Below are 23,501 nucleotides of genomic sequence, written 5' to 3' on the forward strand. Positions count from 1 at the left end.
AAATAATGGTCGCTAATGTCCGCATGTACCTAAGCGCATGTATAGACTAAACGATCAGACAAGACAAAGGGTGTGGCCGCACCTTTTGTCTTTTTTTCATTCAAATAAAAAACCCTTTCCTGCTGCACGAAGCAAGAAAGGGCGTATAAGACGGAAACAACCGTACTAGAAACGTCCTTCTCATCTTCGGATACACACATCCACTGAATTTGGCACCATGCAAATGCTGGTTGCCGAGACATCGCAGGGTCAGTCCCTCCGCCTCTCTTGATAAGAAGTGTTCGCTATTTAATTGAATGATTAGACCCTATCATAATTCCTAAATGATTTCTTGTCAATCCATTATCGAAATATTTACATAATTAATAGACCTTCAAGGTTTCCCTTACCTTCTGCACCCTCATCTCTGCTAAAAACTCTCATTCAACCTTCACCCAAACCCTCAAATATACATGATACCAAAAAAAGCATAAGCAGCTGCTCATGCTTTTTTGTCGTCCCCCGTTACTCACTCGCGAAGGAACTTTCGTCATCAATCGGATTTTCTGATTTTCTTACTAAGGCAATGATTCCTGCGATTAGAAAGGCAAGTCCGCCAAACAGACCAAAGCCAATGGTACCGATTGTTGTAACGATTCCGGTAATAATTAAAATAATCCCAGCAGGCTTCGGCTTCTTATTCCCTTTAAGAAAGACAACTGCCACAATTCCAAGAATGACCGCTACTAGCGCCGAAATAATAATAATCCATGTCACCGAGGCAACACCTTCCATTATTTGATCAACTGAGATTTGAGCTTGTTCCATGTTTTGATCTTGATTCAGAATACTTTGCATATCCGCTCTCCACCCTGGATTATCTTGCACATTTAGAAAGACTAAACTTAGCACTGCTGTCAGGCCATAAATAACCAAACCAATAACTGTAAAAACGATTTCTACAATTCGCTTCATTCTACTCACGCTCCTTTAGATATTATGCGTTCGTTATATCCCGCTTAGAAAAGAAAAACCACGACAACCCAAGGAACAGGATTAAATAGGCGATCAGAACTGTCACAGAAAAGCCTAGTGTTAAATCAGATATAACTGGAGTACCCGTGAAAAACTGATTCAAATTCGTGTTGGCGAACAGGATCAACTTCGCCCACTCTTTTCCGCTAAAGAACGCTACAATTGCATTTCCAGACATCATTAGGAAAATCGCCACCCCAATCGCAAGAGAACTATTTCTGAAAATGGCAGAAACCATAAAGGCAAACGTTGCCATCATCAGCAAATTGACCGAGCTCAATACGTATTGTGATAACGTAAGCTGAAAGATTGGCGACTGTTGAATCTCCTCACCCTGCCAATACAAAAATGGTTCCGTCAAACTTTCAAACCCAAATAGGACCGAACCTATTAAAAAAGATAGCACATATAAAAATAATAGCATGGAAACCGCAAAAATAAGTACAGAAACATATTTTGATGCCAAAATCTTTGTCCGTGAAATCGGTCGTATGAGTAACAGCTTAATTGAGCCCCACTTAAACTCATTCGCAACCGTCCCTGCAGCTACAATGATCGTCAGTAAACTAATGATGGAAATATTCGCACGGTTGTCTTGCACGAAATTCCATACGTCATAGCCACCAGGCTTAATATCGTTTTCGATCCGATATTCATTCATAGCCATCGTTTGCTCGTTAAAGGGCGACGCAAACTCTTGCTCCTCCATTTGCTTTTGAAGCTGTTCGTTCTCAGCCTGAAGTTCCTGTTTCCAATCATCTCCTGTCGCTTGATTGTCATCTGTGATGGATTGATCGATCTTCATAAATACACCGAACCCGATAATAAAGACAGCAAGAACAATGTACATGACCCATGTTGCAACTTGTGAATATGTCTTCATTTGTTCATTTTTAACTAACTGGATAAAATTACTCAATGGCTCCCTCTCCAATCAAATCAAGGAATTTATCCTCTAATGTGGAACGATTCACATTCACGCTGAAGACATCAATATTTTGCTCGACAAGCTTGTTAATGATCACAGGTACCTCATCTCTCTTTATAGAAAACGTCAACTCATTCTGTTGCTGTTTGACGGAACCACCTACAAACTCTTGCAAAATCTCATAAGCATCGATGATTGGTAGAGCCTCAATGGTCACTTCCTTTTGATCGGATTGCTGCAATGCATCATGAACAGACTGGATGGAGACAAGTTCGCCATTTTTTATAATCCCGATCCGGTCACACATCATTTCCATTTCAGATAGAATGTGACTTGAAACAATGACCGCCACACCCTCTTCTTCAGCAAGTCTTCTTATGTATGAGCGGATTTCACGAATTCCTGACGGGTCAAGGCCATTCGTCGGTTCATCCAGAATGAGAATGGAAGGATTGTGGAGCAATGCCTGGGCTATACCAAGCCGCTGCCTCATTCCCAGCGAGTACTTCGACACTTTGTCCTTAATCCTTTTTTCAAGCCCAACAAGACGGATAACTTCCTGAATCCGCTCCTTGCTGATCCCCGGTACCATACGCGAGTAGTGAATAAGATTCTTCCATCCCGTCATAAATGGATACATCTCTGGATTTTCAACGATGCCGCCAACATAACGAATCGCTTTTTTAAAGTCTTTCTTTACACTATGTCCTTTTATCACGACATCTCCATCTGTCATGCTCATTAACCCAACCATCATTCGAATGGTTGTCGTCTTTCCTGCTCCATTCGGACCTAGAAAACCAAACACTTCTCCACTATAGATTTCAAAATCCAGGCCCTTTATAATTGGTTTATTACGAATTGACTTTGTCAGATTCTTTAACTGCATTACGGGTTCTGCCATATCCAACCCCCTCCCTCTCTTAACACGTCCACTTATTCTACGATCATCATTGGAACACGTTTCAAAAAATTACTATTTTTTATGAAAAGCTGATTGAATCTGTGTCAATCCCATTTCCTTAAGGAAGCCCAGAGTCGTTTAAGCTTTCTCCCCACTAGATTTTGGTCTTGTTGCTTTTGCCATTCGTTGTAGCTGGCAATGCCTATAAGCAAAAGTCCCGCTACGAGCAAGTAAAACCACCATGGCATATTGCCCCAGTACGGACGAGTTTGATAAATAACATTGAATATCAATACACCCATTCCCACGAAAAAGTAAGCCTTAATACGGAGCTGCATACCGACAATCATGGAAAGCAATGATAGACTGCCAATAATCCATGCATCCCAGATGGTATGACTGAAAATAGCATCAACCACTAAATAAGCCGAGATCCCTAACAATAAGCACAGTTGTACATAGTTAATGATTCTTCTATAATCCACCCACGTACGCTGACGCAGATAAACCATCACACCTATTAGCGGAAGAACCTCTAGTTCCGCCTGTATCAAATTAGTCCATAGCTCACTATATTCATAAATGACAAGTAAATAAGCTGGATAGATGCTTAGTACACTTAGCGTTTCAAAAATGGCTGCAGCGATTTGAATGCCCGATCTCAGTCGATTCAACATAAACCATAAACTTAGTAACAGGTATGGAACAATTTGAAGCCACACTGTCATATTCACCTGTAGAAAGGTAGCAAAAAACGGAATGTAAAGCAGGGCCACCCATGTAAAGCTGTCTAAGATGATAGAGTTCTTCTCTTTTTCAACTAAATGACTGTACATAAGCCGTCCCATTACAACCAGCACGGCAAAACTGGCAATTAACAACACGAGCATCACTTGACGGTCAATGATCATACGGTATTCTTCCCACATCGACAGGATCGCCAGTAAAGGAAGAACATTGACCCATGACCACTTTCTGTACAAGATGAAAAAGCTGGTAAGTGCCACGTAAGCAATGATCGGCACTAGATCTGCTGCTTGCAGTAAATCCGGCTGATAAATGATCGTGTACACCCCGATAAGGGAAAACGGTATGAGATACCAATCAACCCTTCTCCTCCACAAGACAGGTAATCCTAGCCAAATGAGCGATAGAACCACACTCGTAATCATAAATGAATAAGGGGCGGGTACTGCCTGAAATATGTCATAGTAGCCACCTATATTTGTAATTAGGAAGAAAAGGGTAGTAAAGCTAGCATAGAGAAAGACTTTCACTTGCCACTCCTGCCTTTTCACTAAACTGCTATAGACATACACGGCAATCGGAACTATTAGGATAAATGGAGTTAATCTCATAGAAATCGTTAGTTCTAGCAAAATGATAGCTGTAAGGATAACCATCGATCCATGAGCAAGCCAAAAGAAATACGGGTTCATATCAGGCCACTTCTTACCGCCTAAAGAACCGATGGCAATGAGTAACACCGGAGCGGCAATCATAAACATTAAAATGTCCGGTAATTCATGTAATGTCAGCAATGGAAGCAATGACACATAAAAGGCCAGCACAGTGAGTGAGACGACAATCCATAGCTGTGATACATTCGATCGGCGAACAAGCCATATAAACACAGCGATCCCTGCAGCGAGAATAATAGCCCGCATCCAATCAGCTTTAACACCTGTACCATTTAGCAAAAAGAAAATGGATAACGCATACGAAGATTGGCCGATATAAAACGTCGACATCGAAAAATCTTCTTCCTTCGCCCTGCTAAACCCTTCACTGATTGCTAATAGCAACAATCCAGTAACAGCAAAATGGGCGGCTTCTCCGTAAACATTCCGTAAGCCGTCAATGTGTTCAACAAGAAGGAAATAAACAGGAACCATTGCCGTAAACCAACTGAGAGGCTGGGCCCATACGGCCGTATCCATTACCTCCTTTACATTTGATTTCTTAAATGCCAGATAAGCCCATATTCCTAATGCAAACAACATAGCCGCCGTTTCACCATATTGATTCGTCTGAGCGGAAAAACCAATGCAAATGATCATAATAATGACTGACGTATAAAAACTACTTTCCTTAATGGGCAGGAACCACCGGTGCTTAGCCCATAGACCAAAGTAAAGTAGGAACGCACTCGCCACCGTAAACAAGAACAACTCAATACTCACAAAATCACTAACCGCTACCACCCATAACTGCCAGGCAGCAGCAAAAATAAAAACTGGCGTTAAGTACTGGAAGACCTGTTGTTTAACAAGGTAGGAAAGCACACCATAATTAAGCGCGACAATTAAGTAGGATAGAAACAGTAGCAATGAACCATCTTCAGCTTGGATAAGAATCCCCTTATAACTCACATAAATGAAGGCGAAAAATGAGATCCCCCACTCGTGTACATGAAAGCCTTGTTAACAAACGTGTGGCTTCTCCAGGCATACGCGAACCCAATGTATAACAATCCCGCCGCACCATAAACGACTAAATCAACACTCTGCAACACTGAGTGCTCAACTAACTGATATACTCCGTAAGCAAGCAGGGCAGAAAAAACAAACTGGTACTCCTTCGTTTTGTAGACAAACACCATCGCCATATAAAGGCTGGCTGTCAGCAATAAATTGAAGCTGTAGAACAGTTCATTTTCGAAAAGTACCAGCATGAGCAATGTGGATAAAATCAAGTTTGCCTGTGTATATAATGGAACCTCTGTCATAAAAAGCTGTAACTGCTTCCTTTCTTTATACTGATGGTGGAATAATAATAAAACACCATTAAACACCATAAGCAAAAGATAGAAGGCATCTACAGGCAGCTCTAAGGCACTTAAACCAAACCCAACTGTAAGGGAGGAGAAAATAAACGAAATCCATACGAATAGACGGGAATGGTGCATATAGGCATTTCGAATATATAATGGAAGCGGAAGAACTGCTCCCATCAACCCCAATACGTACCTGCCGTCGCCATATAGAGATAAGTAATTTCCGAGAAGTTCAAAATAGCCAATCGCCAGAATAACAATAGGAACTAGCATACTTCCAAGTGTCAAAAAGGCGAATGCCGTCTGTTCAATACGTAAATATTTTCTTGAAATAAAGCTTAAACCTAGGAAAAACAACGATACAAATGAGATCGAGAACACCTTCATAACTGACCCCATCTGCTCCCATTGGCTTGTCGCTAAAACTAGTCCGCTAATCAGCAAGAGAACAACACCAAGAATTAGCGACCAAGTGATATTTCGTTCCCTTACTTGTTCTCTGGTACGGACTTTCTTAGGCTTTTGCTGCTTAGCAGGTTTCTCTTTTGGCTGCGTTTCCCTCTCATCAGGGGCTGTCACTTGGGATAGAGTCTCTTGTTTAACAGCTGGTTCACTTACAGCCTGCCGACTCTTCACATAATGATCGTGTGCATCGGTTAACCGCTTATATTCATCTCTAGTTATGTATTGTTTTTCCCTCAGACCCCTTAACTCTTTACGAAACGCTGCTGCAAGTTGCTGACGAGAAAACCCATCCATTCATTCCTCCCCCTTTACCATTGTTTTCTAATTGTAATATTACGCCCACAAACAAGGATGATCAACCTGTTTTTTCCATCTAGTTTACCTTATGTGCCTAACAATGGAAGTAACCATCATTCTTTGATAAAATCAATGTAATGAATGCAGTGAGGGGGAATGAAAATGAAGATCGTGTCCATAGAGCCGACACCCAGCCCTAACTCAATGAAAATTAACTTGAATGAAGAATTACCAAACGGGGAAACCCGTAACTATAAACAGGGGGATCGTTTGGAAGCGGCCCCTGACTTCATTGCACAGCTTTTTGACATTGAAGGTGTGAAAGGTCTGTATCATGTTACAAACTTTATTGCTTTAGAACGCCACGCTAAAGTAAGCTGGGAGGCCATCCTGCCAGAGGTTCGTTCCATTTTTGGTTCAGAAGAAACGTCTGATCTTGCTCCTCAAAACAATCAAAAAACCCCTGATGATTCTTTCGGTGAGGTAAAGGTGTTTGTCCAAATGTTCCGCGGTATCCCGATGCAAGTAAAGCTTGAAGATGGCGATGAAGAGAAACGTATCGGTCTGCCGGATATGTTTATGGAAGCAGCGATGGAAGCGGCCCCTGCCTCTCCAAACATGATTATGGAGCGAAAATGGGTTGAACAAAACCCACGTTATGGCGATCCAGATGAAATCGGTGAGCAAGTGAAAGAAGAACTTACAGCCAGTTACGATACTCATCGATTGAAGACCCTGGTGAAACTTGCCTTTGAAGAAGATACGAGTGAAACAGAGTCGGCCCCCAATCAAAGAGTTTCTATCGAGGTGCTGGACGATCCTGATTGGAAAGTCCGTTATGCTGCCCTTGACAGAATGGATCCAACGATAGAAGATTTACCGGTATTAGACAAAGCGTTGGGTGATGCCAAAGCCTCGATAAGGCGTTTAGCTACGGCTTATTTAGGCATGATTGAAGAACCAGACACTCTACCGTATCTTTACAAAGCCTTAAAGGACAAAACCGTAACAGTAAGGCGAACTGCCGGAGATTGCTTGTCTGATCTCGGCTTTAAAGAAGCCATGCCTGAAATAATTAAATCCCTATCTGACAGTAACCGATTAGTCAGATGGCGTGCGGCTATGTTCCTTTATGAACTGGGGGACGAAACAGCTCTTCCTGCTTTAAAAAAGGCATCCGATGATCCCGAGTTTGAAGTCCGCATGCAAATCAATATGGCGATTGAACGAATTGAAGGCGGCGAAACAGCAAAAGGTTCCGTCTGGCACCAAATGACACAAGCTACTAAACAAAAATAATAGGAGGCTTATTATGAATCCATATGAAGCGTATATGAAAGAAATATCCCAACCGATGAGAGATGAGCTGACAAAAGCAGGTTTTTCCGAATTAACAACACCTGCATCTGTTGATGAATTCATCAGTTCAACGAAAGGAACATCCCTTGTGGTAGTCAATTCTGTGTGCGGTTGTGCAGCAGGACTAGCTCGTCCTTCCGCTAGGGAATCACTGGCTAATGAGAAAAAACCGGAACACCTTGTGACCGTCTTCGCTGGACAAGACCGTGAAGCGACAAGTCGTATGCGTGATTATTTAGAAGGCTATGAACCTTCTTCTCCATCTATGGCCTTATTAAAAGATGGACAAGTCCTTCATTTTATTCCCCGGGAAGAAATTGAAGACCATGACGTTGAAGAAATTGTAAGTAATTTAACCTCTGCTTATAACGAACATTGCTAAGGCTATCATTGCCGCTGCCTTCTAAGGTAGCGGTTTTTATTTTCCAAAAAAATTGTTAGGCTTCGTCGTTATTTCCCGGGAAATGTCTGTTAATGTGATGATATGGGTATAGTAAGGGATTCATCAGCTTGTATATCTGAGGTCTTTGTTACGCAAAAATCATACTTCCATTTTTAACATATCAAAAATGCCAAATACAGTATGTAAAAGGTTAGAAAAAGACAAAAACAGACACAATTCAGCTTCTGGAATTGTGTCTGTCTTTTATGATGAGATCCCTGTTTCAGTAATATCCAGTGTCACATTTACATCCACGGGTGTATCAGGGTATATATCGCTCCACTTCTTCATATTAACATTCCTTTTGCGGTTTTCTAACGTAATTCCAAGTCCTAGAGGATCAATATTATTCTCCTGGAATTGTTGAATCAATGCCAGACATTGTTCTTCAAAAAACTTGTTAAATTCCTTTTCCATATTACGTATACGCTTGGGATCTGAACCTTCATCCAAGTTAGAAATTTCGTTTAAGATTCCTCTCATGTCAATTTCTATCAAAAATCTGGGGTTTTCAGCCCCGCCTTCTATATAATATTCCACTTCTGAATTGATATTTTCTATCATAATCCCTTCTCCTTGGAATTGAATTTCTTGCACCCCATCGGTCACTCTTTCTTTCATCATCTTAAAGAATAAGCTCTTTGAATAAGGAATAGTAAGGGCTAACTTCGCTTCATCTAAAAAGGCAATTCCTTCTATTTTAATATGGTCCTTTGATTTTTTCAGGTAAGGGAGAAACCCGTCAATTCCATTTCCATAATAGGAATGTAAAAAGGTGTGCAAGCTAGTGTTCGGGAAGTTGCTCCGCATGTTGTGATCTATAATACCCATTATATACTTTGCAGTAGTCTCATTTTGTTCATATTTCCCTTCGATCATTCCCTGCGGTTCGCCATTTACAATTGCAAGAAGGATGTCTCTGCCGATCCGTGGATCACGAGTTATAGAATCAATGAATTTGGAAATATCGTGCTTGGCGAGTCTGTCACTAAATAGGGTGACAGCCATTTTCCCTGTAGATACTGGTTTAGATGATTTTGTCTGCAGCTTAGCATGGATATTTTTTACTGTATCTGCTGTACTTGTTAAATAGATTTCACTGGCTGCTGCTTTTTGTTCACCCTTTGTGTACTGGACAATAGCAAAAGTTCCTTTAATTTGGTTTTCATCAATATAGTCGTATCCAGCAAGTTGAACGATGGCGGCATCTTCTATACTAACATTGGGCATACAACTGGTAAGTACCATTGAAGAAGCAACTAATAAGGGAACTAACCATTTATACTTCATTTCGATTCCTCACTTTAGTTATGATCTTCGAAAGACAGAACAAGACTGGGATGTATAACAAGACATAAAGGCCGACTTGACTTGTGAAACTGTTGAGAGTGTCAATCGTATGTCGGGTTTTTAATAATCCACTCGCAACGAAGAGAATCGCACAAAACAGCCAAAGGACATATCTTTGTTTTATTTTAAACACACGTTTTGGTATACGACTTGCTCCCCACAAAGCCAAGGCTATATTCGGCAACACCACATAAAACCACATTGCTACACCGACATACTCAAAACGCTCAACAAAGGGAAACTCGACAATCTTCCACAGGGTGATCGTCCCCCAAATAACGTATTGGAGTTGTCCTTCACTGAAGTAAATAAACGAAGTAATTGCTGTGATTAAATAAATTAAAACAGTAAAAAACACCCCGAAATGTGCCCACTTTTTAGAGGCATGCGGATTTTTGATAAAAGGATAGAAAATCAACAGTAATTCGATACCGAGAAAACTTAGGATACTTTGTTTAGTAGCAGCAAGCAGCTCTGGAATACTGTGCTCAACAACAGGGTAAAGACTAGTCACATCACCCTCTAGGATCGGATAAAATTTAAGAAGTAAAATCGGAAGGCCCAAGATGACACTAATTAAGCACATGCCTGTTACCACCCGAAATCCACTAGCTACGAAGTAATATACAAGTAAGATAGTTGCAAACGAGAAAAGCCAAACTTGTAATTCTGGGAAAATCCAAACTTGGATAACCTCAATAAATGTTCTTAGAACGGTAAGCGTCAGTAAAAGAAAATAGATGCTAAAAATCAGACTGAGAAAACCACCGATATACTTACCGAAGATATTCTTATGAACCGATACAATATCTCCTTTACTGTCTTGAAGAATGTGATAGGTCATCCATAGTAGAATATGAATAAATAAGCCACCGATTAATATTGAAATCCAAGCATCAAAACCTGCATACTTGGCAATATAACTTTCAAAGCCAAGAATACCGACACCGACCTGCATAGCATGGATTAAAAAAAAGACATAGGTGGGTGTAACTAAGAAATTTTCAGGTATAGAGAGACCTTCTTTGGGCGTTGTTAGCTTATTCATCAATATCCCTCTTTCCCTTGACACGTTTTGGGTCAAAACGGGCTGAATGAACTGGACGAGTTTGCATAGGCCTTTTCTTTTGTCTGCTAAAAGGCAATCGGATAAATGCATCCTTTAAATCATTAAACCTTAGTGGATACAAGGGTGCAAAAAAGGGTCTCCCTATAGACTTTAGATTCATTAGATGTCCAATAAAGAATGCCATGCACATCGTAACACCGATTAATCCCCACATTTGTGCCCCGATGATAAACGGAAAGCGAACAAGCCGCACCGTGTTACCAATTTGATACACAGGCGTGGTAAACGAGGCAAGCGCTGCTAGCGCAACAATAATTAACAACACATTACTTGTCATACCTGCCTCAACTGCAGCAGTTCCGATAACAATACCACCAACGATACCAATCGTTTGTCCGATTTTTGTTGGAAGCCGCGCTCCCGCCTCTCGAAGTAATTCGATCGTTAATTCCAGAATGATAACCTCGAGAATCGGAGGGAACGGTATGTCAGCCCTTGAAGAAATAATTGTTGCTAGTAACTCTTGTGGTATCATCTCATGATGATAGGTTAATACCGCAACATATAAAGGCGTGCTAAGCACGGAAAATAAGATGGCCAATAGTCGAATCAAACGGAATACTGTCGCTAAATGCCAGGGTAAAAAGTAATCATCCGAGGATGAGAAGAACTCAACGATTGTTGTTGGGCAAACTAAGGCATGAGGCGAACCATCTACAACCACTCCAACTTTGCCTTCTACAAGGGTCCCAACAATACGGTCTGGTCGTTCGGTGTCTAGAAATTGCGGGAACGGCGAACTCGAATTATCCGCTATCATTTGAGTGATAAATGAACTGTCGATAATTTGGTCATATTGAACATCATTTAAACGTTGCAAAACCGTATTCACGTTCTCTTTGTTTGCTATACCATCGATGTAAACAACTGCAATGCGTGTTTTTGTTAATTTGCCAACGTTTACTTCTCTCATTGTTAATTCTGGTATCGGCAAACGTTTACGAATAAGGTTTATGTTCGTATCCAATGACTCAACAAACGCTTCCTTAGGCCCTACGACACTAAACTCTACTTCCGGAATACTAATGTTACGGCTTTTATTTTTGGTTGCAGGAATAAGAAGCGCTTCCTCATCCCCTTCCTGCATTTGAATCACGATATAGCCGCGTGTGATTTTTTCTTTTACTTCTGTCAACTGTTGTGTAATATAGATGTTCTCAACAGGCAGCCTCTCTTTTATATCTTCCAAAGACAATAACGTATGTTTTTTTAAGATAGGCAATACTGATTCATTCAGAAACTTTGAACCACTCAATGTCTTATAATAGGAAAGAACACAGCTAGTCCGACTGCTGTGTTGGTAGATAATAAAGTCCTTTGACTGCTTCAACATTTCGTATAAGTCTTGAAACGATTTCTTTTGTTCTTGACCTTGCTGTTTTAGCGTCTCTTGTGGTTGATGATTTCCCTTGCCCTTCTCCTTCTTTTTCCTCGTCCAATTAAACATTAGAAATCTCCTTATCATACAATATGTACGGTGGCAAACTAGCTCGATTGTATGAACACGTCGGTTTTAAATTGCATCCGCAAAAGTAAACGATTTGTCTGCCTTTTATCCTTTACGTAAAGGTTATAAATTATACTTTTTAGGAGAGGATAATGGTGACTTGGCTAAGAGGAGGAAGTAATGTGTTACAGATCCTTATATATATAAGTCCACTGGTTTTAATCCTATCGTTCTTTATCTCTGTGTTTTTCTTAATGGATGGATTGGCGAAGTTTTTTTTGTTTACCTATATACTTTGGATTATGACAATACCTTTCATCCTTCTTTATAGAGAAGAAGTTAAGATTAGCAAAAGAAAAGATACAGAAGACGAGATTTGGTAGACGATTCCCGTGAAAATAAACCCGGAATAGTACTGGTTATTTGGGCAAAAATAGTTAAAACCATGTAAAAGTGAGGGATTATTTTGGATAAACTACCTTTAACGGCCAATGAACTCGGAATGCTTTGGACACAGTATGTTCAAAATAGTATGGTCGACCAAATATTAAGGTATTTTTTAGAAACAGTAGAAAATGAAAAAACTAAATCTGTTATTGAAGAAACATTAGCGATCTCAATAGATACAGCTAAAGAGAGCAAACGTTTACTAGTAGAGGATGGAGCACCTGCTCCTAAGGGCTTCAATGAGCAAGATGTTGACCTTAACTCACCAAAGCTTTTTACAGATTCCTTTATGTTGACATTTATTGAACATATAGGAAAAGCGGGAGTAGCTACTAATGGACTTTCTTTAGGGTTCTCGGTTAGAAAAGATGTTAGAGACTTCCTGAGTGAAACCACCAGAAAAACGATCGATTTATTCAATCATTGCATAGACACATCGCTATCAGAAGACGTATATATCCGTGCTCCCCAGGTTGATGTTCAGAGTGAGGCAGAGTACGTGCAAGGAAAGAAATACTCAAGTCCGTTTAAAAAAAGATCGTTAAATACAGTAGAAATCTCCCACCTATTTGAGAACGTAAAAACAAATGTTATCGGTGAAAAGTTATGTACTGGATTTGCACAAACAACAAAATCACCGGAAATTAAGTCTTACCTTAAGAAAGGGAAAAAAATATCGAAAAAACATCTGAATACTTTTACGAATACCTTAAAAGAGTCAGATATCTACCCTCCTATGTCATCCAGCAGTATGGTTTCAACTTCAACAACACCGGTTTTTTCTAACCGATTAATCATTTTCCTTATGACGATGTTAAGCTCAGCTGGACAGGCTAATTACTCAGCGGGATCGAGCGCTAGTTTTCGTTACGATATCATATTTAATTACCAGAAGTTGTCTGCAGAAATTTCCTTATTCGCTAAGGATGGATTAGACCTCATGATTAAAAACGGGTGGTTAGAGGAACCAAGTCAAGCTCCAGATCGTTCGGACCTAATAAAATAAAATAACTTAAACTTAAAGAGGATTTATATTAGAAGCAATGAGATTTAATAAAAGGTTTGACTTTCTTTCTTAAGAAATCATTATAAACTTATGTAGCAGCAGTATGCCTATAAAAATTCACATTCTGACATTGAGCCGTTAGCTTTACTTCCAATAAAGAGGGTGGGACAAAACCCAGTCTCCTAAACGAAGAGTAGCCCGCCGAACAAAGTTTTTGTTCGGCGGGCTACTCTTTTATTTTAATCTAAATAAATTCTATTTTGAAAACAAAATAAGGACACACTCTGATAAAATTATAGTTACCACACAATAACCATCGGAGGTGTCCTTATGTTTAAACAGTATAACATGAATCAAGTGATTTTGCCCCTGGATTTAGAAATGAAACTCCAAGAAAATGATATCGCCTATGCCGTCCACGATCTAGTCGAACAGATTCCAAACGAAGCCTTCGCTGCTTTCTTACGGAAGACGGGCTGTCCGGCTTACCATCCCCGAATGATGATGAAAATCATTGTATGCGCCTACACGCAATCGGTTTTCTCCGGAAGGAAAATCGAAGCGCTTCTCCAAGATAGTGTCCGCATGATGTGGTTAGCTCAAGGTTATGAACCGAGCTATCGAACCATTAATCGATTCCGTGTCCACCCCGACGTGCAAGCCCTCCTCCGTGAGTGCTTTGTCCAGTTCCGTTGCCAACTTGTTCAGGAAGAGTTGATTGATGACGAAGCGATTTTCATCGATGGAACCAAGATTGAAGCCAATGCCAATAAGTTTACATTTGTCTGGCGTAAGGCTGTGGAAAATTACAACGCCAATCTGATCGAAAAGTCCAACCGCATGTATGATGAATTGGTTGAAAAGGAAATCATCCCAGAAATCGTACGGGAAAATCCGGAAGAATTATCGGTCAAAGAGCTTACAGATATAGCTGAAAGGTTGGAAGAAAAGGTCGAAGAATGGAGCCAGAAAATCGAAGAGAGCGAAGAAGTGAGCGAACGGAAACAACTTCGTTCCGAGCGCAAAGAGCCAAAGCAATCCCATAAACAGTTTCAGGATTTTGCGGCGCGCAAGCAGAAATACGAAAGCGACACGGAAATCTTTGGAGAACGAAACAGTTATTCCAAGACCGACCATGACGCCACGTTTATGCGAATGAAAGATGATTATATGAAGAACGGGCAACTGAAAGCCGGTTATAATATACAGGTGGCGACCGAAGGCCAATATGCGCTCGCTTATGATGTTTTTCCGAACCCAACGGATACGCGCACGTTCCTTCCTTTCCTGGATCACATCGAACAACACTTCTTTGAACTACCCGATCATCTTGTCGCCGATAGTGGGTATGGAAGCGAAGAAAATTATGAAGAAGTCCAGGAGAATCGCAAGCGCACGCCATTGATCACGTACAATACGTACCGCAAAGAGAAGAAGAAAAGTTTTAAAAAGAAGGCATTTCATTCAGCCAATTGGGAGTACAGCGAAGAAGATGATGCATTCATTTGTCCGAACGGAAAACAACTGACGTTCCGGTATTTTTCCCACAAGACTGATCGTTATGGCTTTGTCCGGAAGTTTAAGGTGTACGAGTGTGAAGACTGTTCCGGTTGCCCTCTCCGTAGTCAATGTACCAAGGCTAAAGAAGGCAACAATCGCAAGATCTATTACAATGAAAAATGGGAAGAACAAAAACATATGGTCAGAGAACTGCTTTCAGAAGAGAAAATGGGCGAACTTTATGGTAAACGTAAAGTCGATGTAGAACCATTTTTTGGATTTCTGAAGGCTAATTTGCGTTTCACTCGAATGTCCGTAAGGGGTCAGGAGAGTGTGAAGAATGAATTAGGATTTGCCTTCATGGCGGTGAACTTGAGAAAGTACACCGCTCAAAGGCAGCAGAGTAAGGCCAATAACTTTCCTCATTCAATAAAAAAAGGTTCCGATCATCAAAAACCGATGATCGGAACCTTTTTTATTATTTCAGGCTAGTTATGTCCCAGCCCCTTTCTGGTTTTTCTAGGTGGTTTATACTTGTTTCAGATTTTATATAAGACGTGTACATGGGGATATACCCTTCATGTTAAAATAAGGATAATGGACTGACAACCGAAAGGGGACATAACTGCATAAATAAACGCCCCTTCCATCAATAAAGACTTATCTTAGGCAAGATCTCGAATAAACCCCGTTATTTGATATGCCATCGTGGAGGTTTTTCTATACCTTCTTCTGTTAAGGTGCTTGAACAGTTTGGGCAAATAACTGCCGGTTTAGGAATGGGCATACAGCAAAAAGGACATTCCTTTTTCATCAACGATGCCATTGGGCTTTTGTGGGGCTTTCTCCAACGGTTGATTTGTCTTACGACGAGAAAGACGGCAAACAGCACGAGTAGAAACCGAATGGATGCAGTAATAAATAAGCCATAATTAATTGTTGCGGCACCAGCGGCTTTCGCTTCAGCTAAAGAAACAAAAGTTCCTCCGCTTAAACTAATGTAAAGGTTCTCAAAATTCATCTTGGTGAGAATCACACCAATTGGCGGTAACAGAATGTCGGAAACAAACGAATCAATGAACCCACCAAATGCTGCACCTAACACGACCCCCACTCCCATATCGACTGCATTCCCTCTCACCGCAAACTCACGAAATTCTTGAAATAGTTGCAATGGCCCTCCCCCCTTTCCTAGTAGCTTATGAGAATAAGGGACAAGCTATGATGTTAGAAAAAGCAGAACGGGACCGTTAAGCGGGTAATCAAAAAAACTACAAAAAAACCCTAGGCCACTATGGCTTAGGGTTTTGAACGGTTACATAAAAGCAACTACTTTTTCTTCTGTGCGATTGTTCGATTGCTCTGCTACTAAATCGTAAGTCAAACAAACCGGCCTATTTGTCCGAGGATCCGTAACGATATCTGCATCAATATGAAAGACATCCCTTAGCACACGCTTTTCAATCACTTCTTCTGGTTTACCTTCTTTGACAATTTCTCCTTTATGGATGGCCACAATATAATCAGCAAATCGAGCCGCCTGATTTAAATCATGAATCACCATCACGATTGTCCGACCTTCTTCTTTATTTAAACGTTCAAGTAATTGAAGCACCTCCAGCTGATGCGCAAGGTCTAAGTAAGTGGTCGGTTCATCTAATATGAGAATTTCTGTTTCCTGTGCCAATGCCATGGCGATCCAGACTCTTTGCCGCTGGCCACCGGATAAGGAATCGATTGAACGATTCTCAAATTCCTCCACCCCTGTAATATCAATCGCCCACTTTATTATTTCATAGTCATGTTTCGTTAGTTTACCAAAACCTTTTTGATGTGGGAAACGCCCGTAAGATACAAGCTCAGCTACAGTTAATCCGCTAGGGGCTTCAGGTGATTGAGGTAGGACGCCCATTTTTTTAGCAATTTGTTTAGAAGGTTCTTTCTTGATCGCTTTGCCATCTAAATAAACAAAGCCGCCGTTTACAGATTGGATCCTTGCAAGTGATTTCAATATGGTCGACTTACCACACCCGTTAGGCCCGATGATCGTCGTGATTTTATTTTCAGGAATATCTAAAGTCAAATCTCCCACAACTTGATGGTCACCATAAGCAATGTCGACATGTTCAGTCGTTAACTTTGCCATGCAAAAGTCCTCCCTATTTATATGTAAGCCTGTTATGATTATATTCACGATAATGAAAATCATTATCACTAAAAATTATAAAGCTTCATCGTAAGAAGTGCAAGGAAAATCACAGACCAGGTCATCCATTCATTTCCTTTCATAATGAACCGATTGACTTTGGTTATCATATTCTATTCAAATAAAATATTATCCTTATCCCCTTCTTAGGCTTACAATAGGAGTATCTTAATTTTATGGAAGAAGGCGATGGAATGTCTGAGGAAATGAAACAGCGTGTGAGGGAAACCTTTTCTAAAAATAACGAAGCTTATGTCCAAAGCAAAGTTCACAACAATCAGTCCGACTTGGATTTAGTTACGAAATGGCTCAAACCAAATGTTTCTTGGTCTGTTCTGGATATTGCTACAGGAGGAGGACATGTCGCCAGGCAATTAAGTCCATATGTGAAAACAGTGTTTGCAACTGATTTAACAGAACAGATGCTTGAGAATACGGCATCCCATCTCGCCTCATTCGATAATATTCATTATGTGATTGCGGATGCGGAGGAGTTGCCTTTTCTTCAATCCAGTTTTGATGTAGTGACTTGTAGAATTGCACCTCACCATTTCCCACATCCCGAAAAATTTATCTCAGAGGTACAGAGAGTACTTAAACAGGGCGGATACTTTTTAATGATTGATAATACAGCATCAGAAAACGATGACCTAGACCACTTCTATAATACATTAGAAAAAGTGCGGGACCAAAGCCATGTCAGGGCATTGAAAATATCTGAGTGGGAGAAACTTCTTCTTAAGTACGATCTTCAGCTGGAAGATCAATTGCAACGTAAGAAAAAGCTGCCTTTCTCAGATTGGCTTAACAGGACACTTGATAATGATGAAGATAAAAAACAAGTGGTACGCTTTGTAGAAGATGCGGAAGATCACGTGAAGGCATACTTTGCCTTTCAAAAGAAGGAAGATGAGATCATTGATTTTTCGATTGATGAGTGGATGGTCATGGCAAGAAAACTATGAACAGATGACGGCAAAAGGCTAGTAAATAAAGGAAGACCAGGTCATACATTATTTGGGGTGAAACCCAATGTAAGGATGACCTGGTCCTCTTCTTTATATTTAAGATGCTTGTTTTTTTGTTTCGCTTTTATCTACAATCATTGTACCAACGAGGTCTCCGGTTACATTTAGGGAAGTCGCTGCCATACCGAGCAGCACATCAACTCCAGCTATTAAAGCGACCACTTCTACAGGAAGACCTGCTTGAACGAGAACAGTCGCAAGTGTAATTAACCCCGCTCCAGGCACTCCAGCTGTACCGACCGAGGCTAGCGTACCCGTAAGTACGATGCCAAGCATTTGTGGAATCGTTAAATCTAACCCTACTACGTTCGCAGCAAACACTACGGAGACTCCGACACGCATAGCAGCACCATCCATATTCATCGTAGCACCTAACGGCAGACTGAATCCGTATAACCTCTCTCTAATCCCAAGTCTCTCAGCGGAACGCATCGTGACAGGAAGTGTACCTAAGCTGCTGCGAGTAACAAAGGCTGTTAACGTCGCTGTACGTGAATGTGCAAAAAATTTCTTTAGCGAAATTCCGAAGAAAAACAGGAGTACATAGTAAAGCCCATACTGCATAAGCACTCCTGCATACACAACACCTACAAACAGAAGCAATCCACTAAGAGAATCCGCCCTTGTGTCCCGATGGTCGTTGCGATTAAGGCAAAAACACCAATTGGAGCATATTCTAAAACCCAATCCATAATGCGGAACGTGGCTTCTGACCCTGCCTCAAAGGCCGTATGAAGTTTTTTACCATAGCCGCGAATTTGCGGTTTTTTAGAATCGCGCATCGAGCCTATCGCTAAGCCGAAGGCAATCGCAATAAAAATAATTTGCAGTAAGTTTAGTTCCGTAAAGGCTGTCGCCATATTTGTTGGCACAATACCAAGCAAGATGTCAACGAACGATGGTGTATCCGGGACTTCCACACTTGCACCGCCCGGGATAGAGAGCCCGATTCCCGGGTTAACCCATGACGCTATCATCAAACCAATTGTTAATGCGAGCGCCGAAGTTACTATATAAAAACCGAGTACTTTCCCACCCATACGGCCAAGCTGTTTTGGTGTTGTTTGGTTCAGGCCTGTAATGATAGTGAATAGGAGCATCGGAATAATAAGAAATTTCAGCAGGCGCAAGAACAAGTCACCAAACGGCTGCACGACATTTATAGAGGGACCAAAGGTAAACCCAGCAGCGATCCCAAAAAGAAAAGCTACGCCAATTTTCCAAATGAGTGAAACATTGCGATAAGACTTCCATAATTTAGCCATGTTGTTTCCTCCTTCTGTGATTATTTATATAACCATAACCTAGTAAGTTCGTTGGTTATATTACTACACGTTTAAAAAGGAGACAACTAATTGAACTTAATCTGCCTTTCGTAAAACAGGAAAGGATACGAACAAGCACGCCACACTGATCATCAGTGGGAAAGCACTCCAAAATAGAATGGACTGGATGGGAACTCCTAGACTAAGGATAAAAGATGCAGCTGCATAGGAAAGTGGCGTTAGTCCGAAAGATGCCGTACGAATCAGGCTCATAATTCGGCCTATTTTATCTTTATCCGTGTATTCCTGAATCATTGAAACAAGCGGTATGTTAATCGAAGGGATCAACAAACCTACAAAAATGATCGCTCCCGCTGCCATCCAAAGTGTGTTTGATTGACTGAGGATTAACACAAATACGGCTTGAGTCGCCATTAAAAAAAGGGCGTACGAACCACGTTTTCTACGAAGATTGATGACTCCCATAAGGATAGAACCAATTATCATCCCAAATGTCAGCGCACCTTGAACAAAACTGTAATCAATTGCGCTTCCTTTAAGAACTCCTTCAACGAAAATTGGCAATCCCATGAATAATGGACCTGACAAAAAGAAGTTTACAACAACCGAAATGATGAACAACGCCTTAAGCAAAGCAGAATCCCATAAATACGAGAACCCATCTTTTAAATGTTGCCAAAACCCTGCAGAAACCTCCGCCTGGACTATTCCTGCTTTTTGCGTCCTAACGAAGTAGACACAAAGTGCTGCAATAAATAAACAAGCACTGACCAGTACAAATGTCCCCCTATAACCCGCTACTCCAAGCATTATCCCCGCAAGTAACGGCCCTGAAAAAAGCGCCACCTGCATCGTTCCTTGAATAACGGAATTTGCACGCGTCAGCAGTTCAGAATCAACCACTACTGGCAAAATTGAATCACGGGCTGGGTCAAAGATTCCTCCTAATGTGCCAAATAAAACGGCATTGACCACTAGCATCCAGATCGGAAGCGGATGGACAAACACAAATTCAAAAACAAGCATCAACGCGAGAATCGCTCGGGATAAGTCAGACCAAAACATAATCCGTGCCTGATCTTTTCGATCCGAAAGCACTCCCCCTACCATCATAAAAATGATTCTCGGAACCGATAAGGAAATCAACACTACCCCCAATGCCGCTTCAAAACCTAAGTCTTGCACCACATACCATGACTGTGTAAACATAAACATCGATAGACTTAAGCTTGAGAATAGTGTTGCCACCCATAACATGACAAAGGAAAGCATTTTAAACAATGAACGTTCATTTTGCCCCGATGCACCGACTGCTTGTTTTTCCGGCACCTTTAACCACTCCTTTCTAAAATTAATTTATTCAGTAAAAATAATTTTACAGGGTCCACAAAAAGAAAAGCCTGAATCAGCTTTCTTCCTCTTCAGGCTTTTGACGATCAAACAATGGTTCGTCGACTTGAATCCCCAACGAATGGAAATAATACAGCTTCGCATCTTGCGTGGGGTTCTGTTTCTGAATTTCACTTAATTCCTCCATCAATGCAAAATATTTCTTCAGCCATGCTTTAAAGTCATCCTCTGTCGCCTTAAATTCAAATGCACCTGATAAGTACTTCCACTCCGAGGGGTCCTGTGAACCAATCTCATCATGCAACGCTTCTTCCGATGCACTCAATACACGCTTCTGGGATCGCTCAAGCATATTAATCATCATTTGGCGAACTGATTCACTCATTTCCTCTGGATGAGGAAGCAGATCACGATCCGCTACAAACCCGAGTGCTACAGACTGGTAGAACTTCTGTATAATCCCATTCTTTTCCTCCCTTTTAACAATCTGTACGAGATTATTTTTCTCAAGTTCTTTCAGATGATAATGAATACGCGCCCTTGATAGATCAAAAACTTCTGATAGTTGCTGCCCTGTCATTGGCTTTTCCATTAATCGAAGCAGCACTTGGGAACGAAACGGGTCACTTAAGGTCTTTAACTGTTCATGGGTTGTCAGCAGTTGTATGTCTTTCATAAGTAAACTCCTTTTACACGGTAAAATTTATTTAACTATATAATATACCAAATCCACGAATTGTCAAATTAATTAGGGGGAAATTAAATAAAGATATTCTTCAGTTCACTAGGTAAGGAGTAGTGTCTTATGGAACAATTATCAAATGAATACCTAAACGAAGCCATTGAAGACTGCAGACCCTATGCGGTTAATGGGAATGTGAACACTTCCCTCCCTAATTTTGATGATACATTAAGAGATAAACTGGGAGTATCCATTATGACAACTGACCAAAATGTCTACTCTGCAGGAAATTCAACTCATTGCGTTCCCATGCAAAGCACTGCAAAAGTTATTGCGCTCATGCTGGCTTTACATGATTTCGGAAAAGAACGCGTCTTTCAGGCAGTAGGCATGGAACCAACAGATGAGATGTTTAATTCCATTGGTGCCATTGAATCCCATGACAAGGTTAAACCATTTAATCCTATGGTTAACGCTGGGGCGATCGCTGTTTGTTCACTGATAAAAGGGGGGAACAATGACAATCGTTTTGATCGTTACTTACGTTTTTTAAAACAAATAACCAATAATAACGAATTGGCTATGGATGAATCCGTTTATCAAGCGGAAATAGCTAACGGCGCTCGCAATCGTTCATTGGCCTACTTCATGCAAAGCACAGGAGCGTTGATCTTCGATGTTGAGGCAGCACTAGACCTGTACTTTAGAATAAACGCAGTGATGATGAGCTGTGACGATTTTGCCAGGGTTGGACTGCTTCTAGCACGCGATGGAATCGATTCGACCGGAAAGAGATTGATCCCTCCCCACCATCTACGTACAGTGAAGGCCATCATGATGACTTCGGGTATGTATAATTCATCGGGAGAATACGCAGTTGATGCCGGATTCCCGTGTAAGAGTGGAGTTTCCGGCAGTATTATCGGGGTGGTCCCAGGTCGTATGGGCATTGGAATTGTTGGACCGGCTATTGATAAAAAAGGAAACAGTACAGCTGGAGGAGCACTTATTAAGAAATTATCTAAGGATCTGAAGTTAAATATGTTCCGTACCGAAAGTACATACTAAAATTTATATACACACCTCACTCTTTATGAAAACCCTTCAAAAGGAATTAACTTAACAAATAAATATCAACGAACAGTGTTTCAGAAAGGACGGGGTCTACATGGGTGTGTGGGAATTATTACTAAGGGTTGCACTATCATTTTTAGTACTATTCAGTTTAGCCAGAATTATGGGTCGAAAAGAAATTAGTCAGATGACCTTTTTCAACTTTGTTTCAGCCATTGCTATTGGTACCATCGCTGGAAGTCTTGCTGTTAGCCAAGATTTAAGTATCCGTAACGGGGTTATTGCATTAGTTGGATGGGCCTTTTTCACAATCGTTATTGGATTTATTGATATTAAATCTAAACAAGCTCGAAAAGTCACTTCAGGTGACCCGTTGATTGTGATTAAGGATGGGCAAATCATGGTTAACTCGCTTCGTAAGTCTCGGTTAGATATGGATACTTTAAATACAATGCTGAGGCAGCATAACACTTTTAAAATAGAGGATGTAGACTACGCCATTTTTGAAACGAATGGCAAACTCTCTGTGGTAAAAAAAGATACTAAACAGCCTCTAACCAAAGGTGATATGAATATTTTAAATACAAGATCAAGGATTTATCCAATTGCTACTGAAGTTATATCCGATGGGTCTATCAAAATTGGTTAGACGAACAACTAAAACAAGCCGGAGTGAATTCTATTTCGGATGTTTTTTATGCAGAAGTTCAGCAGGATGGTGCTCTTCATGTAGACAAAGGTGATATATTTCACTAGGTCGGGGAGTGAGATTATAGCGAACTTGCTCATAATAGGCAAACCGCTGAAAACG

The 23,501-nt window shown here is 40.8% G+C and carries 18 protein-coding genes, 2 pseudogenes and 1 riboswitch; of the genes and pseudogenes, 7 read left to right on the plus strand and 13 right to left on the minus strand.

The features are described 5' to 3' along the window. Positions 1–177 precede the first annotated feature (177 nt). Positions 178–277, minus strand: a riboswitch (SAM riboswitch). A gap of 227 nt (positions 278–504) precedes the next feature. From MUO15_RS12295 to MUO15_RS12315, 5 genes are all read right to left on the minus strand, one after another. Continuing rightward, on the minus strand, positions 505–954 hold the full coding sequence (locus MUO15_RS12295) for a DUF4064 domain-containing protein (protein WP_245029566.1): 450 nt from the start codon (positions 952–954) through the stop codon (positions 505–507). A gap of 22 nt (positions 955–976) precedes the next feature. Then, on the minus strand, positions 977–1,933 hold the full coding sequence (locus MUO15_RS12300; RefSeq protein ID WP_245029567.1) for an ABC transporter permease: 957 nt from the start codon (positions 1,931–1,933) through the stop codon (positions 977–979). After that, on the minus strand, positions 1,926–2,846 hold the full coding sequence (locus MUO15_RS12305) for an ABC transporter ATP-binding protein (RefSeq protein WP_245029568.1): 921 nt from the start codon (positions 2,844–2,846) through the stop codon (positions 1,926–1,928). The genes MUO15_RS12300 and MUO15_RS12305 overlap by 8 nt, the downstream gene beginning before the upstream one ends. A 104-nt stretch (positions 2,847–2,950) precedes the next feature. Continuing rightward, entirely contained in the window at positions 2,951–5,176 is a 2,226-nt protein-coding gene (locus tag MUO15_RS12310) for an SCO7613 C-terminal domain-containing membrane protein (protein ID WP_245029569.1), read from the minus strand. 38 nt (positions 5,177–5,214) lie between these two features. Then, the gene (locus tag MUO15_RS12315) at positions 5,215–6,381 is read right to left on the minus strand and encodes a hypothetical protein (protein ID WP_245029570.1); all 1,167 of its coding nucleotides are present in this window, start codon (positions 6,379–6,381) and stop codon (positions 5,215–5,217) included. A 165-nt stretch (positions 6,382–6,546) separates the two neighbouring features. Between MUO15_RS12315 and MUO15_RS12320 the strand changes: the two genes are divergently transcribed. Together MUO15_RS12320 and MUO15_RS12325 are read left to right on the plus strand one after the other, a co-directional pair. Beyond that, positions 6,547–7,683, plus strand: a complete 1,137-nt coding sequence (locus MUO15_RS12320) for a conserved virulence factor C family protein (protein WP_245029571.1) — start codon at positions 6,547–6,549, stop codon at positions 7,681–7,683. Between the two features lie 13 nt (positions 7,684–7,696). After that, the gene (locus MUO15_RS12325) at positions 7,697–8,125 is read left to right on the plus strand and encodes a BrxA/BrxB family bacilliredoxin (RefSeq protein ID WP_305853245.1); all 429 of its coding nucleotides are present in this window, start codon (positions 7,697–7,699) and stop codon (positions 8,123–8,125) included. Positions 8,126–8,389: 264 nt separating this feature from the next. Here MUO15_RS12325 and MUO15_RS12330 read toward each other — a convergent pair whose 3' ends face one another. From MUO15_RS12330 to MUO15_RS12340, 3 genes are read right to left on the minus strand one after another with little or no spacing between them, the layout of a single operon-like run. After that, positions 8,390–9,475 (minus strand): Ger(x)C family spore germination protein, encoded by a 1,086-nt coding sequence (locus MUO15_RS12330; protein WP_245029572.1) that lies wholly within the window; start codon positions 9,473–9,475, stop codon positions 8,390–8,392. Next, positions 9,465–10,583, minus strand: a complete 1,119-nt coding sequence (locus MUO15_RS12335) for a GerAB/ArcD/ProY family transporter (RefSeq protein ID WP_245029573.1) — start codon at positions 10,581–10,583, stop codon at positions 9,465–9,467. The genes MUO15_RS12330 and MUO15_RS12335 overlap by 11 nt, the downstream gene beginning before the upstream one ends. After that, positions 10,576–12,111, minus strand: a complete 1,536-nt coding sequence (locus MUO15_RS12340; protein WP_245029574.1) for a spore germination protein — start codon at positions 12,109–12,111, stop codon at positions 10,576–10,578. The genes MUO15_RS12335 and MUO15_RS12340 overlap by 8 nt, the downstream gene beginning before the upstream one ends. Before the next feature lie 466 nt (positions 12,112–12,577). Here MUO15_RS12340 and MUO15_RS12345 point away from each other — a divergent pair, with 466 nt between their 5' ends. Continuing rightward, the gene (locus MUO15_RS12345; protein WP_245029575.1) at positions 12,578–13,564 is read left to right on the plus strand and encodes a DUF3231 family protein; all 987 of its coding nucleotides are present in this window, start codon (positions 12,578–12,580) and stop codon (positions 13,562–13,564) included. Between the two features lie 330 nt (positions 13,565–13,894). After that, positions 13,895–15,556 (plus strand): IS1182 family transposase, encoded by a 1,662-nt coding sequence (locus tag MUO15_RS12350; protein ID WP_245029576.1) that lies wholly within the window; start codon positions 13,895–13,897, stop codon positions 15,554–15,556. Positions 15,557–15,755: 199 nt separating this feature from the next. Here the strand turns inward: MUO15_RS12350 and mscL are convergent, their stop codons facing one another. Together mscL and MUO15_RS12360 are read right to left on the minus strand one after the other, a co-directional pair. Continuing rightward, positions 15,756–16,238: a large conductance mechanosensitive channel protein MscL gene (mscL, locus tag MUO15_RS12355; protein WP_245029577.1), complete on the minus strand. Its 483-nt coding sequence runs from the start codon at positions 16,236–16,238 to the stop codon at positions 15,756–15,758. Between the two features lie 141 nt (positions 16,239–16,379). Beyond that, positions 16,380–17,210, minus strand: a complete 831-nt coding sequence (locus tag MUO15_RS12360) for an ABC transporter ATP-binding protein (RefSeq protein WP_245029578.1) — start codon at positions 17,208–17,210, stop codon at positions 16,380–16,382. Positions 17,211–17,446: 236 nt separating this feature from the next. Here MUO15_RS12360 and MUO15_RS12365 point away from each other — a divergent pair, with 236 nt between their 5' ends. Then, a complete protein-coding gene (locus MUO15_RS12365) occupies positions 17,447–18,235 on the plus strand; it encodes a class I SAM-dependent methyltransferase (RefSeq protein WP_245029579.1) in 789 nt (262 codons plus the stop codon). A 99-nt stretch (positions 18,236–18,334) separates the two neighbouring features. Here MUO15_RS12365 and MUO15_RS22185 read toward each other — a convergent pair. The 3 genes and pseudogenes from MUO15_RS22185 to MUO15_RS12380 form a co-directional block, all read right to left on the minus strand. After that, positions 18,335–19,563, minus strand: a pseudogene (locus MUO15_RS22185) (dicarboxylate/amino acid:cation symporter). A gap of 96 nt (positions 19,564–19,659) precedes the next feature. Next, positions 19,660–20,913 carry an MFS transporter gene (locus tag MUO15_RS12375; RefSeq protein ID WP_245029580.1) on the minus strand — a complete coding sequence of 418 codons (1,254 nt, stop codon included), beginning with the start codon at positions 20,911–20,913 and terminating at the stop codon, positions 19,660–19,662. 76 nt (positions 20,914–20,989) lie between these two features. Further along, positions 20,990–21,610, minus strand: a complete 621-nt coding sequence (locus tag MUO15_RS12380; RefSeq protein WP_245029581.1) for an ArsR/SmtB family transcription factor — start codon at positions 21,608–21,610, stop codon at positions 20,990–20,992. A 129-nt stretch (positions 21,611–21,739) separates the two neighbouring features. Between MUO15_RS12380 and glsA the strand changes: the two genes are divergently transcribed. After that, a complete protein-coding gene (glsA, locus tag MUO15_RS12385) occupies positions 21,740–22,684 on the plus strand; it encodes a glutaminase A (RefSeq protein WP_245029582.1) in 945 nt (314 codons plus the stop codon). Positions 22,685–22,784: 100 nt separating this feature from the next. Then, positions 22,785–23,446 (plus strand): annotated as a pseudogene (locus MUO15_RS12390) (DUF421 domain-containing protein). Positions 23,447–23,501 lie beyond the last annotated feature (55 nt).

Origin of the sequence: Halobacillus amylolyticus, from assembly GCF_022921115.1 — a bacterium.
Taxonomy (GTDB): domain Bacteria; phylum Bacillota; class Bacilli; order Bacillales; family Halobacillaceae; genus Halobacillus_A; species Halobacillus_A amylolyticus.